Raw genomic sequence first — 16,904 nt, forward strand, 5'->3', positions numbered from 1 at the left:
CAATTAACACTCATATAGCAATTGCCCGATAAAACCATTTAAGAACAGATTTTTATCGGGCAACTTGAATATTCTTTATAAATATTTGGTAAGGCCGTGTGAATCAAATAGCGACCCAATATTTGTTAGTTACGCAAATACATCCACTTAAGCAATTTAATAAGAAAAGAGTTTTGAGATAGCAGTAAGTTTAATCGTGGATTAAATTGACCACTCAATAGTTTACTTCTTTGGTGACTAAAAGTAATAAACCCTTCTCTACCATGATAGTTTCCCATACCAGACTCTCCTAAACCACCAAATGGTATATCTTCCGCTGTTACTTGCATAAGCGTATCATTTACTGCAAACGTGCCACTTTGCGTTTGCAACTCTATGGATTCGTTAGCAGCCTTATCATGACCCATCACATACAATGCAAGCGGTTGCGGATGGTTATTAATATACGCTATAGCGTCCGTTAGCTTGTCATAACTCATGATAGGTAATACTGGCCCAAATATCTCTTCTTGCATTATCAACATATCATCATTCACATGCGTCACTATGTGCAATCCCATGCGATGCTTCTGTTGATCGGTCATATTATCGTCAAGAGGCTCTATTACTTGTGCACCTTTGCTTTTTGCATCCTCAAGTAAGCTATTTAATCGCTCGTAATGAGCAGTATTTACCACTGATGTTAAATTTTTTCCCTCTACACCCAATCCATAATATTTTTTATATAAGGCGCATAAGCTTTGTGTTAGCTGATGTTGTAACTCTTTAGGAACTAAAACATAATCTGGCGCGACACAAATTTGTCCAGCATTAGACATTTTACCAAACAATATAGCCTTTGCAGATTTAGTAATATCTGTACCAGGAGCTACTACCACTGGCGACTTTCCACCTAGCTCTAAGGTCACAGGTGTCAAATTTTTGCTTGCTGCGGCCATTACATGGCGCCCTACATTAGTGGAACCTGTAAAAAACAGGTGTGCGAATGGCAGAGCTGAAAACTGCTGGCTTACCTGCGTCTCGCCTTCAATTACAGTGCAATACTCACTTAATTCGTCGCTAAAAAGTCGTTTCAAAACTTGATTAGTATGAGGTGTAAACTCGCTTAGCTTCAGTAACACACGGTTACCTGCGGTTAGCGCCGTTGCTACTGGTACGAGAGCAAGCTGAATTGGGTAATTCCACGGAGAAATAACACCCACGACCCCTTTTGGTTGATAACTTACCGAGACTTTAGAAGGTGCTAACGAAACACCTGCACGACGCGGCGTATCTTTCACCCACTTAGGGAGATGCTTAATATTATAAGTAATGGCTTTTACTGTCGGTAAGATATCACCTAAAACAGTATCAAAACCTGTTCTGTAGCCAAAGTCTTTTGAAATAGCAGCGACTATCTCACCTTCACCCGCAATAAGTTTGCTTTTAAGTGTTTTTAAAAGATTAATACGATCTTTTATAGCGGGATATGGAGCACTGTCAAAGCGTGTTTGCATGACGTTGAAAGCAGACGTTAAGTCAGCAGAAATACTAGCACTGTCAGTCAAAAGAAAATCCGTTCATTAAAATTACCAGAAAAATACTATAACCGTGTTTATACTGAGGAGCAATAAAGAGTGCTTATACTAAACATAAGCACTCTTGGTTGGGTAATTATAACCAAGGCAACTCAAGATACGAGCGCCGTTGGAGTTAAAAATTAAAGACTGATGCAGCTATGGTCATAGTAACTAATGTGATCAGCACGATTGCAATGATATTTAAAACAAATCCTGATCTAATCATATCTCGCATCTGTATTTGTCCAGAGCCAAACACAATCGCATTAGGCGGCGTTGCAACTGGCATCATAAAGGCACAACTACAGGCTATTGCAGCAGGAATAACCCACACTAATGGAGTTCCAGTAATTGACTCTGCAACTGGCCCTAGCAACGGTAAGAATCCTGCGGCCGTTGCCGTATTGCTCGTTATTTCAGTTAAGAAAGTGATCATAGTTGCCACCAATAGTACACTTAATACCAATGGTATTGTGTCTGCACCATCAATCATATGCGCAATGTACTCGGCTAAACCTGAAGATTTAATCTGAGCAGCAAGGGTTAAACCACCACCAAATAACAATAACACACCCCAAGGAACGCCTGATGTACTTTGCCAATCTAAAATACGTTCATTGCTGCCTTTGTTTGCAGGTAATATAAACAACATTAGCGCTGCAGCGATTGCAATACCGGTATCAGATATTTTTAAACCTGAAAAATCAGCAAGTAGAGGCCTGAAAATCCAGCAAACAGCAGCCAGAGCAAATACAGCTAAAACGCCTTTTTCTGCTCGTTGCATTGAACCAAGTTCCAGTAACTGCGAACTAAATAACGATTTGGTGTCTACTTTTACACTCCCTGCCTCAGCCTTGTCTACTTTATAGGCAAACTGTGTTAACCACACCCAGCAAATAACTAACATAACCAAAGACAAAGGTACACCGACCATCATCCATTGTGAAAAACCAATTTCAATTTGATAGCTATCAGACAAATAAGCAGCCATTAACGCATTAGGTGGTGTACCAATCAGTGTAGCTATACCACCAATACTGGCACCATAAGCAATCGACAGTAACAATGCTTTACCAAAGCCATTATTTTGTGGGTTCGATTGTTGCACTAAATGCGTAATAGATAGAGCTATAGGCAGCATCATTACCGCTGTTGCAGTATTTGACATCCACATTGATAAAAAAGCAGTTACAAGCATCATCGCTAATATTTGTAAACTTGGCTTAGACCCCGCGTAAAGCATAGTTTTTAAAGCAATACGTTTGTGTAAACCCCAACGCTCCATGGCAATAGATATTAAAAATCCACCCAAAAATAAGAAGATTAATGGATGCGCATAAGGTGCTGCAACACTTTTAATAGATGCTATATCCACTAAAGGCGAAAACACGAGCGGCAACAGTGACGTTGCAGGAATAGGCACTACTTCACTGACCCACCATGATGCCATCCAAAATGCTAAACCTGCGGTTCGAAAAGCCGCAACACTCAGACCTGATGGAGGATCAATTAGACAGGTGAGTAACATTATACACGGACCTAACAACAGTATAATATACTGCGTAAGCGGTGATTTACCTTGATCGTTATTGATTATTTCACTCATCACTTACCCCTTAAAATTTGTACTTCAGGCCTAGTGCAAGGCTGCTATCGCTTTTTTGATCAAGATCTAAATCTGTATAAAACAAATAAGCACGTGTTTGCTTATCAAATACATAATCTACCCCTGCGGTCCATTGACTGCCATCGTTATCATGGCGTAACTGAGAATCGTCGCTAGCAAACTGCACCTTTGGTACCCATTTATCTAATGTATAACTTGCACTAACCACATACCCATTACCTGATTTGCTGCCATCAAGTGATTCACTGCGCTGATAAATTGCACCAAATTGCCATTGTGCTTGTTTAAGCACACCCGCTACACGGGTAGCATTAATATTATTTAAAGAATCAACATGACTAATCGCAACATAGTAATCTTTATTTTTTAAACCACGATCGCCGTAAATAACCGTTGCAGCAAAGCCTGCTTCGTTATTAGCACTGTCATCTTTGGGTGCATAAGTGAGGGATAGTTGCGCACCAGAAAAAGATTTTGATGTGTAAGTTAGTGTGTCACCCAGTCTATCTTGACCTGGTAAAAGCTGAGCAATATCCGCTTGGGTTTCATTAAAGTTATCTACTTTACCTTCAGAGTATTTAAATCGGGTATCGTTGCGACCGATAACCACTTCACCAAAGTTTCCTTTTAAACCCAAGTACGTGTTTCGCGCACTAAATGGCTCACTGGTATTATCGTGCTCAAAGCCTTTGACTTGCACTTCATACTTAAATATCGCGCTAAGTGATTCTGTTAGCTTGTGGTTACCTTTAACACCAATGCGAGAAAAAGGAGCGTCAATTTGAGTGCCTTCACCTGCATATCGCATAGTACCTTTATCAGTGTGGGCTATTTGTACTTCTGCTTTTCCGTAAATATCGTACTCTGCTGCATATGCACTTTGCAAAGGGGCCAATAGAGCGAGCGATGAAACTGCAAGTAGCAACGTTTGATTTTTATCTATTATAGTCATTATGTGCCTTCTTTATTATTAAAGGAATTTGTTGTTCCTTCATATAAAGGCAAATATGTTGCCAACCCGTTAGCAAATGTTAAAAACGTTATTAATCATAAACTTAAAACAAAACACATTAATCCTCGCTTTCCTTTTGGGTAGAAAACCACACAAGAAAAAAGCAGGTTTGTCACCAAAACCACCCATTTTTAAATACTAATCTTTAAACATATCTTTATTCAAACCATACTTACTCATCTTGTCGTAAAGTGTTTTTCGGGCAAGTTGCAGAGTGTGCATGGTTTGTTTAATACTGCCTTGATTACGTTCTAACGCTTCTTTAATTAGTGATTGCTCATAAAAGCTCACCTTTTCTGCCAAGCTAAGATCTACCGGGGGGGTTGATTGATTTACATTATTTGTAGCAAAGGCGAGATCTGCCCCCAATAAAACAGCACGTTCAGCCTGGTTTCGAAGCTCCCTTACATTACCAGGCCAATCATACTGCAATAAATATTGCTGTGATTGAGCATTTAATGGCGCAGGCGGTTTATGAAAACGCGTAGCAGCAATCGAACTAAAGTGCTTAAACAGTAAAGGGATATCTGCCTTTCTATCACGCAGCGCAGGAATACTGACTTTTACCAAGTTCAAACGGTAGTATAAATCAGCGCGAAATTTCCCTTCATCCACCAACGTTAATAAATCAACTTTAGTCGCTGCAACAATTCTAACGTCTAACTCAATGGCTTTATTCTCGCCAACTGGCGTTACTTTTCTTTCTTCAAGCACTCGCAGTAGTTTGATTTGTAATGACATTGGTGTACTTTCTATTTCATCTAGAAAAACCGTTCCGCCTTTTGCAAATTCAAACTTCCCTTGTCGGCTTTGAGTGGCACCTGTATACGCACCGCTGGCAGCACCAAAAAGTTCACTTTCAATTAATTGTTCTGGTACAGCGCCACAGTTAATCGCGACAAAATTGCTATTAGAACGATTACTTTGATCGTGTAAGTACCGAGCCACCAGCTCTTTACCTGTGCCTGTTTCACCTTCAATCATCACATCTGCAGGGGTATCAATCACCGTGTTTAAAAGATGCATCATATGCTGCATTTGGGGCGTATCACCTAAAATTCTGACGCCCGGTGCCGATGTTTTCTCAACCGCCAACTTCAATGCACGATTTTCCATCACAAGTGCACGCTTATCACATGCGCGAGCAAGACAATCCAGAAGTTGTTCATTAAGGGGCTTTTCAAACAAATCGTACGCCCCTAATTGCATTGCTTTTACAGCAACTGACACATCTGCAAATCCGGTTAAAAATATAACAGGGAGTTCACTATCAAATGCACGGACTTGCTCAAGCATCGCCAAACCGTCCATTTTTGGCATATTAATATCACTGATCACTACACCGTTGAACCGCCTTGTTAATTTGGATAACGCAGCAAGTGGCTCACTAAAGCACTGCACTTGGTAACCTTCAATCTCAAGCAGTTGTTTGAGTGAGTCACGGATCATTGCTTCGTCATCTATAACAATAACCTGCTTACACTGCTGGTCTAATTCGGTCATATACTTCCTTTATCCGAGGCTAAGGTAATAATAAATTGCGCACCTTCATTTGGTCGATTATGTGCTGTAAGGCAGCCATTAAAAGAATTGATTATCTGTTTTGAAATTGATAAGCCAAGGCCCAAACCATTGCTGGACTTGGTACTATAAAAAGGCTCAAATATGGTACCTAGGGCATGCTGCTCAATCCCCGGACCAGTGTCGAGTATAGAAAACTTAACTCGCCCATCAAATTGCTCAAGTTCAAAGCTTAACTCTTTAACACTTTGGTTTGCCATTGCTTGGCTCGCATTTGTGATCACGTTTACCAACACTTGCTCAAACTTCACACCATCCACCCAAACAGTCACCGAATCATCTATTTCGATGGGTTTTACCATAATTTGATTTTGTTTGAGCTGTGGGTTGGCAATCAACATCGCATTTTTTAACAATTGAGAAAGGCTTTGTGAGCGTAACTGTGTTTGCGCAGGCTTACTAAAATGTTTCAATTGCCCTACGATTTGGTGCACACGTTCAATCAAGCTTTGCACAATAATAATGTTATCTTGGGCTGCTTGGATATTTCCTTTCGCTATCAGCTTTTTGGCACTGACTAGGTAAGTACTCATCGCACTGAGCGGTTGGTTGATTTCGTGATTTATACCTGCACTCAACTGCCCTATTGTGGCTAACTTAGCAGATTGTACTAACGCCATTTGTGCTTTTTCTAAAGCGTCAGTTCGTTCAATAACTTCTTGTTCGAGGCTATAGCGAGAATATAGCAACTTTTTATAACCAGCAAAGCGTGACATCAATCCATAGCCAATTATAAGAGCTAAAATATAAAAAACGCTTAGCCAAAAAAGACGAGGGATTTGCGCAAAGTTAACAGAAGATACATCCACCAACACAGTCATTTTGGCATCAAGTTGCTTAATTTTCGATTCTGCAAATACAAACTGAGTGAGCTCTGTTTCTTGCGTTATATTTAATAACTCAATATCTTGGGCATTACTTATATAAGTTGTGATTTTTTTAGGTATATGATTTAGATAACTTCGTTTGCTACGTAGTTTTTCAAGCTCTGTTTCACTAAACGATTTCATTGTATTCAATCGCCACTTCGCTTTATTAGACATCGCAATAACACCATCACTGAGCGTCAGATAAAAGTGACTTGTTTGCGACGCACTCAATAATTGCCTATCACTTTCGAATTTTGATACGTTCACCTTCAACGCTACAACACCAATGATATTTTCACCCTTATATATGGGCTCTGAAAAATATATCCCCCGCTCATTTGAACGTAACCCAAGTGCAAAGTATGCCACCTTGTTACCTTCTATTGCCTCATAAAAATAGGGCCGAAAAGCAAAGTTATTGCCAATATACGTATAATCTAACTCCCAGTTACTTGATGCGACTACATCCCCTTTTAGGTTCAATACATATACATCAGACGCGCCGCTTGATTGCTGTATATCTGCTAAGTAATTATTAACCGCATTAGCGTATTTATCATCATTTTGAATAAAACCAGACAGCAATTGATTGTCTGTCACAAGGTGAGGTATCGCAGAAAAACGAGCAAGTTCAGTATCTAAATATCGGCTTAATTGTGTTACCTGTTGTTTAGCTTGCCCAGCACTTTGTTGTAAATCATACTGACGCCCAAGCCAAAATGCGCAAACCAGTAGTATAAGCAGAACACCTGAGCCCGCCAAATATTTTTTTGAAATGCGCTGCATTACGTATCGTTTACCTACAAGAATAATGTGAGGGCGCTAGTCCCTTTTAAAAGTCCATTGAATAGTTTAACGATATTTCTCTAGATACACCAGCTACAGCGCCATTCGCGACCCGTGGATCATAGGTATTATGCTGTTTATCTAATAGGTTATACATTTTTAAGGTTAAACGGCTTTTATCGTTTATTGAATATCGTGATGTCGCTGAAAATAGCATATAGCTTGATTGCATAAAGGGGGTTGCTGCTAAAGTTTCACCTTTTACTTCCCCGCGCCATAAACCGTTTATACTAAATAGCCATTGGTCCAACTCGTAGCTGCTTACAATGCTTGCAAAACGCTTGAAGGTCGGTTTGATAGGCTTGTCAAAATACTGGGTATAAGTAGCTGTCAAAGAAATTTCAGGCGCTATATTCCAGCGGCTATCAAATTCAACACCTCGGTTAGTATCATCTAACTGATTTGAAAATGTAAACATATTAGCGTTGTTTAGTTGCGGCACTGTGGTTATAAAATCATGCAGTTGATTGTGAAATAAAACCATGTTCGAATGCCATGTGTTTGCTTCGTGACGCCATATGAGTTCTGTTGTTTTAACATATTCAGATCTGAGTTCTGGATTACCTACAGTAACATCATCGTTTGAATATAATTCATTAGTAACTGGGGTTCTAAATGACTCACCGTACTGTAATTTAAACGTATTCGCGGGCGTAGGTTGGTATATAGTGGCAAAACGTGGGGATAATTTACTATCAATGCCTTTTACGTCATCAAAGCGACTGCCTAAAAAAACAGTTATGTGTTCAGAAAAAGGGATTTTCAATTGACCGTATAGGCTGTGTGTTTCAAAAGATTCTTTCAGGCTTGCAAAAGGAGCATAATCTTCTAACGTAAGAACCTTACCTAAATAATAGTCATCTTCTAGAATTATATTGCCACTTTCAGAGTCATAAAAATTGGTGCGGACACCGGCCTTTTTTTGCTCTGCATCAGAGTATTCATAACCGGCATTAAGCACCCATTCGTTAATAAACTGATGTTTAAAATCGATATTTACTTTAAGATCAGTAGTTCTCCATGCAGGTCCAAGTAAAAAATCATTGCTTGCAGAGGGGTTATCGTTAGCTGCTAGAATTAACCCTGCACTTTCAATATCATGCTCTGAATACGCCACTTTTGTTGTTAATTGTGTTTTTGTATTTTGCAGCAAGTCATAGCCAAATGATATAAACTTGTTCTCACTACGATGCTGATTTAGTTTAGAGTAACCGGCAAGATTGATAAACTCATCCAGTTCAACTTTGTTGTATCGACCTCTTACTTTTAGCGCGTGAATGTTCAAACCCGCTTCAAAATACATTGATTCCAAAGGGTCTCGAACAGCTTGAGGATAATATTCACCGTCTTTTTTATTGATTGCCAAAGAAGCAAATGCGGTTACATCTTCATTGAATTGATAATGCCCACTTAACGACAAGCCTTGCTTAGCGTTTGACCCTAGCATTGCAGTAACTTCATTAACATCTTGTTTAGTAACAATATTCATCACCCCCATAAATGCATTACTACCATAGAGTGCAGAGCCAGGACCGCGGATGAATTCAACTTTTTCAATAATCTCTACTGGTATAAAAGGCATATAAACAGATGCTTTGCCAAACGACGACTCATTAATGCGTTCACCATTGATCATCACTAATACATTGCCGCTATCTAAGTAGACCCCACGCGCATGATCTTTTGGCACTGCACCAACCCAATCTCCACGTGTAGATTGCATACCTGGAACAAAATTCATTAGTTCGTAGGCGCTGTCGACCCCTAAAAGGTCAATTTTTTGTTTATTGAATACAGTAATTGTAGAAGGAGCGGAAGCAAGTGTTTCTGAGGTGTTAGAGCCAATATCGACTTGAACGTTGAGCAAATCTTCAAAGCTCATGGAGAACAGATCCTCCGATTCTGCAGCTAATAGAGGGGCTGCACTTAAGCACAAAAGTACACAAAAGATTTGCTTTAAATTCATTACGCCACAACACCAGTAGTTAATAAAAGCTCGACGGTGCATTATAACCATCTATTTACAATATTAATACAAATGTGTCACGGCGTAAGGTATTTTTCTATAAATTTTCGTATCTTAAGCGTTCGAACTCACGGGTTTTGCTTTTAAATATTTGTATAAGCCGATTAACGATGCTGCTATCCAAAAAATCTCAATAACAAAGCTCGCCAAATTGAAGTTATAACAAAGGCTTATCAGTAGCAATATCGCGCCAGATAAATTCATTATGTTATAAAGCAAACCAGTTGGTGTTGCTTTGCCCAGTTGCAGCATAAAAAACGCGCCTACAACTAAAAAAGTACCTGTCATACCAATAATATCAAATAAAAGTGCAATCACGAGGGGTTCCCTTGTCCATTACTATAATTACCCACACTACTGGCCCATTCCATGGGGAGGGTTGTTTTCATTCATTGAAACAGCAAACCGAGCAAGTTTAGCAGGGTAAGAAAATTGCCACAGGATAAATGTCCGCTTTTAAAATGAACTGTATCTAAAAGGCGTGTAAGTTTGATAAATAATAGTGTTTAATTGTTGCGTACCTCATATACTTCGCCGAAAAGTCTATCGGCATCTGATTATATGTATTGAGCAGACAGTTGAATCGCCTCGCCCGATTTTGGATGTGTAAGAGAAAATACTGCTTTTTTGTTCTATAGCTTTATATCTTTGTCAAATGTGGGAAAAATGAGTAATAAACTAAACTTAATTAAGTAATTAGCCTTATAAAAAATTTAACCGCAAAAATTTCTCTGAAGCTCAAGTGTGTTTAAAGCGATATTTATATAATCTAAAAAACAAGTACAAAGGCGAAATTAATGTGAAGAACATTCCAATAAAGAATGCATAAAGAACAACTTTTCTTTTTGATACTGAGTGGCCGGCTGATACCCATAGGTTTGAACATATAAATATAAGGCTGTATAGAGTTAAGATTGGTATTAAAACCGATGCATCAAAATTGTATCCTTCCATACCTAAACCCCTCGCTGAAATTTAATTTCATAAGCTGTAAGACAATTTCCACAGCAAATGCTACCACAATGTTTACTTTATAAACATTTGTAGCTTTTTATTTGGCTAACTAAAAACCTGAGGCACAAATTTGACCTCATACTAACTTGGCATTTATTCAGTGCTATTTTACCTATTACTTTTCATCCTAAAAGAGCCCAATATAATCTGAGCATAAGTTTATGAAACAATATTCAACTGCTCCAGACTTTGATTAACAGACTTTTTATACACAAAATATCAAAAAGCTTTAAGCAGTCACTTAAACGTCACTTTACCGCCAATCATTTTATAAGCAGGTGCGCCGCGGATCATGGTTTCGCGGGCAAAGGGACGTTCGCATTGAGGGCATATACACGGTGTGGAAGTGAAGTCTTGGCTGATTCGCTCAACAAAGCATTTTACGAGTGCGCCTTTTCCGCCTTTGCGATATTTATAAAGCTGAGCTTTACAATGCCCACAAAAAACATCTACCGTTTTCGTTGGGCCTTTTTTATTGGGTTTTGCCATAACTCACAGGAATACACATTGCAAAAAATAGGCTTGAAGTTTATCAGCTTATGGCAGTAAACCCAAAATTAACCCCATGATTGTAAATTGTAAAATATGATAACCACTGTTAATCAAAAACAATTTGAGTGGGCGTTGTTCAAACAAATAAGTGATCCCGTAAGCGCTTCCTATCCAACAAACCCCAATTAAAAAAGCAGCGCCAACACTCACGCCTAAAGTAGGAGTGGGTCCAAAAAAGAGTGATAAACTGAGGGCAATAAATAAAGACAGAATAAAACTCCCACCAAATACCCTTTTAGGGTTTACTGTTTTCAAATCTAATTCAGTAAGACCACAACCCTCCATCCATGCTCGTTGAAAAAGTAATGGGGAATACCAAATCCCACCTAACGCAAATGAAGATAAAGCGGCAATAAAAACAGCAAAAAGATTAACATGGGAAATATCCATAAGGACTCATCATGACAACTTAAATAAAGTGAATATTTTTACTGTAGTTAATGAATCCTATTGCAGCAACAATTGCTAATAACAAAATAATACTTACTTATACACGCAAGTAACGAATAAAAAACAAACCATTGATTTTATTGTATTAAATTATAAACTTTAAAAAACCCTGTACCCTTTAATCCAAAAAATATGACTTTTCTGATACAGCCTCCGCTAATCTAGCAACCCTTTGCAATTACTGTTTCACAGGCTTTTTTTGCAATTTACGCTGTAATGTCCGGCGGTGCATGTTGAGTTGTCGCGCTGTTGCTGAAATATTTCCTTGGTTACAATGCAGTACTTGTTGAATGTGCTCCCACTCTAACCGTTCAGCTGACATCACCGAGTCAGGTGAATTAACGACCTCTTTTTGCAGCTTATTATTTGGGCATAATGCATTCACTAAAGTCGGCATATCTACTGGCTTTGTTAAATAATCATTAGCGCCCAAGCGCATCGCTTCTACAGCCGTTGCAATGCTTGCAAAACCAGTTAATAAAACAATTTGGCACTGAGGTAATAAACACCGCAATGGAGAAAGAAGGTCCATTCCATTATCATCAGCAAGCTTCATATCTAATAAAATATGGGTCGGTGTAATTTGCTCTGCGAGCATTAAAGCCTGCTGGCTATTATGTGCTACATTGCAAGTAAACCCTTGTTTGGTCAATCGTCTTAATAAAGTGCTGGCTAGGTTTTCATCATCTTCGATTATCAGCAGTTTCATTATTCACCTTCGCTTGTTATTGCCAGTTTCACTTTTGCCACGGCACCGCCTTGTTCATGATTAAAAAGTGTTAAAGAACCCTGTAACCGTTCAAACGTAACATTTGATAACATCACTGCTAATCCCATTCCTGAGCGGCTTGGCATAACTTGCCCCCCAAGTTGACTTAGTTGCTCTTTAGTAAAGCCCTTGCCATAATCGCGGATCAGAAGACTAACCTCTGGTTCATTCCCTTGGTTGGTAAGTTGCCAGCTTAACGCCAACTGGTTTTGATTGTTTTGTTGATTCGCAGTTGTTGCATTTTGTAATAAATTTAGTAATGCGGGTAATAACATCGCATCGCTTTTAACACTGACATTAGGTGTTTCATTTTGCCATTTCAGCTGCTGGTCTGGGTAGTGTAAGAGCATGGTGTCTTGAATTTGTTGCGCTATATCTAATAACTTTACAGCGTTTATTTTACTGCCTGTTCTCAACTGCGCTGACAGCTCTCTGAAATTATTTAATTGGGCTGTGCACTGCGCAAGCGGTTTTTGCATTTCAATGATCAATTCATTGTTAGGTTGCTCTTCCTTAAGCTCTTCTAAAATCAATTGAAGGTTAGCAATTGGACTCGCCAGTTGGTGAGTTATTTGTACTGCCGCACCATCAAGCGTGACAATCTGTTCAGAGCGTAACTGCTTTTCTCTTACACTGGCGATGGTTTGTTCTCGAAAACGCAGAGCACGATTCATTGCCCCCACCACCAAAGCAATAACGCTGGCACTGATCACAAAATTGACCCACATACCGATAAAATGACTCGTCATATCCATATCATGCATACTGTGTTGAGGCACTTTTAATAGTAGTAGGCTGTAAGCCGTGATAGCCAAAATTGCAATGTATGCCAAGCCCTTTGCGCTAACACTTACCGCAGCAATCATAATTGGTAAAAGTAATAGCGACACAAACGCATTCGTTGCCCCGCCGCTAAGTGATAATAAAATGGCTAAAAATAATACATCAGCAGTAAGCTGCATTAACATACCCATTTCTTTGGCTTTACTCACATTACGATAAGCAACCACACTTAAAATTTGAAAAGCTGCTTCTAGTGAGATAACAAGCAACAATTCAAATAGGGCAATTTGATGCTCCAATAAAAAGTAAACTGCAATAACGGCTAATAGCTGAATAGCAATAGCACCACTGCGCAGCATTAACAAGCGGCTAATGGCTGGATCTGTTCGCATTAAAAATGCCATAAAAAACCTAGCAAGAAGAGTTAATCTTCATCCATTGAAATATTAAATACAGGACAAGGGGTACCTTGGTGGTACACCATTTTCCACGACGAGTCACTAAAGCGCCATAGTGACATTCGAATGGAATAATTAAACTCTGCGCGTGCTGAACGTCTATAAGCAGCTTGATAACTCAGTTGTACAATATCGTCACTAAGCATGCGGCCTTTAAAGTTTTGATTATAAAACTGCGGTACAACCTCTGTAGGCAAACGCGTCAGCACTTGGTATTTATTAAACACCGTGCCATTACCAGCAATTTCTATAAACTCGTCATCCAGAAGTGCATCTAAAGCTTGCTCTGACTGTCGGATTTCCGGTTCAAGTAGCTGGCGTTCGGCATCAATAAGATGGTTAAACAATGATGCCTTTATTTTGCTACGCATAGTAGCTCCTACGGTTGTTTATATATTTGCCCTGCTTTCATAACAAACTGTACATTTCGCATTATCGTTATATCTTGCATAGGCGATCCTTTAACGCTGATAATATCCGCTTGCTTACCAACACTCAAGTCACCAAGCTGCGCATTTTGGCCAAGTAACTTAGCCGCCCCAACAGTAGCTGATTGAATTGCTTGTTGCTCAGTCATCCCATTTTGAACTAACAGCTCAAACTCATGCGCATTCAAGCCATGGCGAGATACCCCTGAGTCTGTACCAAACGCAATATTAACCTTGTTTTTCAGTGCTAATTTAAACGAGGCCTGCATTTTTGGTGTCACTTCACGCACTTTATCTGCAATGGCCTTGGGCATATTAGGGTTGCTCAACACTTCCTCACTCACAGTAGCACCTGCTAATAATGTTGGAACCAAGTAAGCCCCTTGTTTTTTGAACAACTTAATAGCTTCTCTATCTAAATAAGAGCCATGCTCAATCGAATCGACACCAGCTCGAAGCGCGGCTTTTATACCCTCATTACCGTGTGCGTGAGCTGTCACTTTTCGCCCAAGATGATGTGCAGTATCAACAATTGCCGTTAACTCATCGTTTGTTAATTGTTGATTAACGCCTGCTGCCGTATTACTTAATACACCACCTGTTGCAGTGATTTTAATCACATCCGCACCTGTTTTTATAACTTGTCGAACCGCGCGGCGACAATCATCGGCACCATCACAAACACCTAAACCACCCGTTATTTCATCTGTTATATCTTGTCTGTAGCCATGTAAATCAGCATGCCCGCCAGTGGGAGTGATCATGTCACCTGCAGCAAAAATACGTGGCCCTACAATTTCGCCTCGGTCAATCGCACGCTTTAATGGAAATATAACCTGATGGCTACTACCTAAATCTCGTACAGTCGTAAAACCAGCTTCTAGTGTTCGCTGTAAATACTTGATTGACCTAAGGGCATAATCAGCTTCGTATTCCGTTGCCCAACGATGTGGGTTAACTTTAGCATCACGCTCAAAGGTAACATGAACATGCATATCTATAAGCCCTGGCATTACAAAGTTATTTTTTAAATCAATAACCTTAGCGTCGGTTAGCGCTAGCTGTTCCATTGTCAAATAACCGCTTTCTATGCGCGTAATAAACGTATCTTCAATCACGATCGTTTGCTGTTTTTTAACGGTTTGCTCAACACCACTTAACAGTGATCCAGCATAAATAACCTGAGTCTGCGCTGCAACGCATGTACTGGCTAAAGTTGTTAATGCTAATAAAGCAGACGTATTTATTATTTTAATTTTCATGGTGGCCCCTTTTTTCTACTACCATTAACGTAAATTATGTTTGATTACCACTATTTACGATATAAACAAAGCGATAAACTAGTCTTATAACGGGATTTTTGGTATAAACACGCTATTAATGACAGATGTCTGACCACTTAAAGAGAACACACTATGTCTTACGCACATATTACTGGTTGGGGTAAATGCATTCCACCAGCACGCATTAGCAACGATGATATAAGCCAACTTGTTGATACCAATGATGAGTGGATCACGACTCGCACCGGCATTAAAGCCCGAAGAGTAAGTCATGTTAGCACCGCAGAGCTAGCAACTGTAGCAGCAAAGCACGCAATTGCTTGCGCAGGTGTTGATGCTAAAGATATCGATTTAGTATTATTAGCCACTTGTACACCTTCAACTATGGTGGCAAATACTGCCTCATTAGTACAAAAAAATATTGGCGCTATAGGTGCTGCTGCTATGGATACCAACGCTGCATGCTCTGGTTTTTTATATGCAATTCAAGCTGCAACCGCACAGATTCAAGCGGGCATGATCAAAAAAGCGGTTGTTATTGCTGCTGAACGTATGACCTGGTACGTCAATTGGGAGCGCCGCGATAGCGCCGTTTTATTTGGCGATGGTGCAGGTGCCGTGGTATTAGAAGCCGCCGATACACCAGCAGGCTTGTTAGCAACCAAAACCGGTTGTGATAGCGAAGACCGCGATATTTTACACATTACCAACTTTGGTAGTGATATAGATAAATACAGCCCAGCAGGCCCATCCGATTTACTATTCGAAGGTCGCGAAATTTTTAAACGCGCTGTAAAAGGTATGAGCGAAGCCTGCGATGACGTGCTTTCACAAGCCGATTTGAAGCTGGATGAAATTGATGTTTTGGTTCCCCACCAAGCTAATTTACGTATCATTCAAGCAATTCAACAACGCTTAAAAGTAGCTGATGAAAAAGTGATGGTGAACATTAGCGAATACGGCAATACATCGGCCGCCACCATCGCTATCGCACTATGCGAAGCTGTTGAGCAAGGCCTAATTAAACCTCATTCTAATATTATGTCAGCCGCTTTTGGTGCTGGATTAACTTGGGCAGCAAGTTATATAAAATGGGGTGATCGTGTAACGCCAATTGCAATAAGCGATGCGAATTTACCACCTTGTGATAAAACAGGATTAGAGCTTGTTTCTGCAGCGGCTGCAGCATGTAAAGGCACTGATTAATCTGCTAAATTATAGATTAAAGCGCGACTTTCGCGCTTTTTTTATGGGTTACTATGGAACTTTTAGCTATTCATCATGCTGCAATAATCTGCAGTAATTACATTGAATCCAAGGCTTTTTACACAGAGATACTCGGATTAACGGTTATCAATGAGGATTATCGTGCAGAGCGGGATTCTTATAAGTTGGACCTTGCACTTGCTGATGGCAGTCAAATAGAACTTTTCTCGTTTCCTGATGCCCCTATCAGGCCTAGCTACCCCGAAGCACAGGGACTTAGACATCTAGCATTTGCAGTCAAAGATATAAAACAAGCAAAACAGGTATTAGAAGCACAAGGTGTTGATGTTGAGGACATAAGAGTGGACGAAATCACCGGGAAAGCGTTTACATTTTTTGCCGATCCCGATGATTTACCTTTAGAGTTATACCAAGTTTAAT

Annotated in this window: 15 protein-coding genes; 2 read left to right on the top strand and 13 right to left on the bottom strand. The window is 39.7% G+C overall.

Going from position 1 to position 16,904, the window contains the following annotated elements:
* Positions 1 to 125: 125 nt before the first annotated feature.
* The 13 genes from ACHUE3_RS02710 to ACHUE3_RS02770 form a co-directional block, all read right to left on the bottom strand.
* The gene (locus ACHUE3_RS02710; RefSeq protein WP_394189921.1) at positions 126 to 1,547 is read right to left on the bottom strand and encodes a coniferyl aldehyde dehydrogenase; all 1,422 of its coding nucleotides are present in this window, start codon (positions 1,545 to 1,547) and stop codon (positions 126 to 128) included.
* A 145-nt stretch (positions 1,548 to 1,692) separates the two neighbouring features.
* A complete protein-coding gene (locus ACHUE3_RS02715; protein ID WP_394189923.1) occupies positions 1,693 to 3,165 on the bottom strand; it encodes an SLC13 family permease in 1,473 nt (490 codons plus the stop codon).
* A 10-nt stretch (positions 3,166 to 3,175) separates the two neighbouring features.
* Positions 3,176 to 4,138 carry a porin gene (locus ACHUE3_RS02720; RefSeq protein ID WP_394189925.1) on the bottom strand — a complete coding sequence of 321 codons (963 nt, stop codon included), beginning with the start codon at positions 4,136 to 4,138 and terminating at the stop codon, positions 3,176 to 3,178.
* A 198-nt stretch (positions 4,139 to 4,336) separates the two neighbouring features.
* Positions 4,337 to 5,701: a sigma-54-dependent transcriptional regulator gene (locus ACHUE3_RS02725; protein ID WP_394189927.1), complete on the bottom strand. Its 1,365-nt coding sequence runs from the start codon at positions 5,699 to 5,701 to the stop codon at positions 4,337 to 4,339.
* Positions 5,698 to 7,434, bottom strand: a complete 1,737-nt coding sequence (locus tag ACHUE3_RS02730) for a sensor histidine kinase (RefSeq protein ID WP_394189929.1) — start codon at positions 7,432 to 7,434, stop codon at positions 5,698 to 5,700. The genes ACHUE3_RS02725 and ACHUE3_RS02730 overlap by 4 nt, the downstream gene beginning before the upstream one ends.
* 46 nt (positions 7,435 to 7,480) lie before the next feature.
* On the bottom strand, positions 7,481 to 9,376 hold the full coding sequence (locus ACHUE3_RS02735) for a TonB-dependent receptor plug domain-containing protein (protein WP_394189931.1): 1,896 nt from the start codon (positions 9,374 to 9,376) through the stop codon (positions 7,481 to 7,483).
* A gap of 198 nt (positions 9,377 to 9,574) precedes the next feature.
* The gene (locus ACHUE3_RS02740) at positions 9,575 to 9,838 is read right to left on the bottom strand and encodes a CBU_0592 family membrane protein (protein ID WP_058559215.1); all 264 of its coding nucleotides are present in this window, start codon (positions 9,836 to 9,838) and stop codon (positions 9,575 to 9,577) included.
* Positions 9,839 to 10,771: 933 nt separating this feature from the next.
* Positions 10,772 to 11,023: a hypothetical protein gene (locus ACHUE3_RS02745; RefSeq protein WP_394189933.1), complete on the bottom strand. Its 252-nt coding sequence runs from the start codon at positions 11,021 to 11,023 to the stop codon at positions 10,772 to 10,774.
* Between the two features lie 48 nt (positions 11,024 to 11,071).
* Complete coding sequence (locus tag ACHUE3_RS02750; protein WP_394189935.1) at positions 11,072 to 11,476, bottom strand: DUF1761 domain-containing protein; 405 nt, start codon at positions 11,474 to 11,476, stop codon at positions 11,072 to 11,074.
* A gap of 238 nt (positions 11,477 to 11,714) precedes the next feature.
* Positions 11,715 to 12,245, bottom strand: coding sequence for a response regulator transcription factor (locus ACHUE3_RS02755; RefSeq protein ID WP_394189937.1), 531 nt, complete (start codon positions 12,243 to 12,245; stop codon positions 11,715 to 11,717).
* Positions 12,245 to 13,480, bottom strand: a complete 1,236-nt coding sequence (locus ACHUE3_RS02760) for an ATP-binding protein (RefSeq protein WP_394190270.1) — start codon at positions 13,478 to 13,480, stop codon at positions 12,245 to 12,247. The genes ACHUE3_RS02755 and ACHUE3_RS02760 overlap by 1 nt, the downstream gene beginning before the upstream one ends.
* Before the next feature lie 32 nt (positions 13,481 to 13,512).
* Positions 13,513 to 13,917: a nuclear transport factor 2 family protein gene (locus ACHUE3_RS02765; protein WP_394189939.1), complete on the bottom strand. Its 405-nt coding sequence runs from the start codon at positions 13,915 to 13,917 to the stop codon at positions 13,513 to 13,515.
* Positions 13,918 to 13,925: 8 nt separating this feature from the next.
* Positions 13,926 to 15,236 (bottom strand): metal-dependent hydrolase family protein, encoded by a 1,311-nt coding sequence (locus ACHUE3_RS02770; protein ID WP_394189941.1) that lies wholly within the window; start codon positions 15,234 to 15,236, stop codon positions 13,926 to 13,928.
* 153 nt (positions 15,237 to 15,389) lie between these two features.
* On the opposite strand from ACHUE3_RS02770, the gene ACHUE3_RS02775 reads away from it, so the two are divergent.
* Positions 15,390 to 16,463 carry a ketoacyl-ACP synthase III gene (locus ACHUE3_RS02775; protein ID WP_394189943.1) on the top strand — a complete coding sequence of 358 codons (1,074 nt, stop codon included), beginning with the start codon at positions 15,390 to 15,392 and terminating at the stop codon, positions 16,461 to 16,463.
* Between the two features lie 53 nt (positions 16,464 to 16,516).
* Positions 16,517 to 16,903: an SMU1112c/YaeR family gloxylase I-like metalloprotein gene (gloA2, locus tag ACHUE3_RS02780; protein WP_394189945.1), complete on the top strand. Its 387-nt coding sequence runs from the start codon at positions 16,517 to 16,519 to the stop codon at positions 16,901 to 16,903.
* Position 16,904: the final 1 nt, after the last annotated feature.

It is taken from the genome of Pseudoalteromonas atlantica, assembly GCF_043641955.1.
Classification (GTDB): domain Bacteria; phylum Pseudomonadota; class Gammaproteobacteria; order Enterobacterales; family Alteromonadaceae; genus Pseudoalteromonas; species Pseudoalteromonas atlantica_A.

What these genes read in the sequence shown, in the direction of transcription:
- ACHUE3_RS02715 (WP_394189923.1), bottom strand. Translation starts at nt 3,165, where the DNA reads ATGAGTGAAATAATCAATAACGATCAAGGTAAATCACCGCTTACGCAG.
- ACHUE3_RS02720 (WP_394189925.1), bottom strand. Translation starts at nt 4,138, where the DNA reads ATGACTATAATAGATAAAAATCAAACGTTGCTACTTGCAGTTTCATCG.
- ACHUE3_RS02725 (WP_394189927.1), bottom strand. Translation starts at nt 5,701, where the DNA reads ATGACCGAATTAGACCAGCAGTGTAAGCAGGTTATTGTTATAGATGAC.
- ACHUE3_RS02730 (WP_394189929.1), bottom strand. Translation starts at nt 7,434, where the DNA reads ATGCAGCGCATTTCAAAAAAATATTTGGCGGGCTCAGGTGTTCTGCTT.
- ACHUE3_RS02735 (WP_394189931.1), bottom strand. Translation starts at nt 9,376, where the DNA reads ATGAGCTTTGAAGATTTGCTCAACGTTCAAGTCGATATTGGCTCTAAC.
- ACHUE3_RS02745 (WP_394189933.1), bottom strand. Translation starts at nt 11,023, where the DNA reads ATGGCAAAACCCAATAAAAAAGGCCCAACGAAAACGGTAGATGTTTTT.
- ACHUE3_RS02750 (WP_394189935.1), bottom strand. Translation starts at nt 11,476, where the DNA reads ATGGATATTTCCCATGTTAATCTTTTTGCTGTTTTTATTGCCGCTTTA.
- ACHUE3_RS02755 (WP_394189937.1), bottom strand. Translation starts at nt 12,245, where the DNA reads ATGAAACTGCTGATAATCGAAGATGATGAAAACCTAGCCAGCACTTTA.
- ACHUE3_RS02760 (WP_394190270.1), bottom strand. Translation starts at nt 13,480, where the DNA reads ATGCGAACAGATCCAGCCATTAGCCGCTTGTTAATGCTGCGCAGTGGT.
- ACHUE3_RS02765 (WP_394189939.1), bottom strand. Translation starts at nt 13,917, where the DNA reads ATGCGTAGCAAAATAAAGGCATCATTGTTTAACCATCTTATTGATGCC.
- ACHUE3_RS02770 (WP_394189941.1), bottom strand. Translation starts at nt 15,236, where the DNA reads ATGAAAATTAAAATAATAAATACGTCTGCTTTATTAGCATTAACAACT.
- ACHUE3_RS02775 (WP_394189943.1), top strand. Translation starts at nt 15,390, where the DNA reads ATGTCTTACGCACATATTACTGGTTGGGGTAAATGCATTCCACCAGCA.
- gloA2 (WP_394189945.1), top strand. Translation starts at nt 16,517, where the DNA reads ATGGAACTTTTAGCTATTCATCATGCTGCAATAATCTGCAGTAATTAC.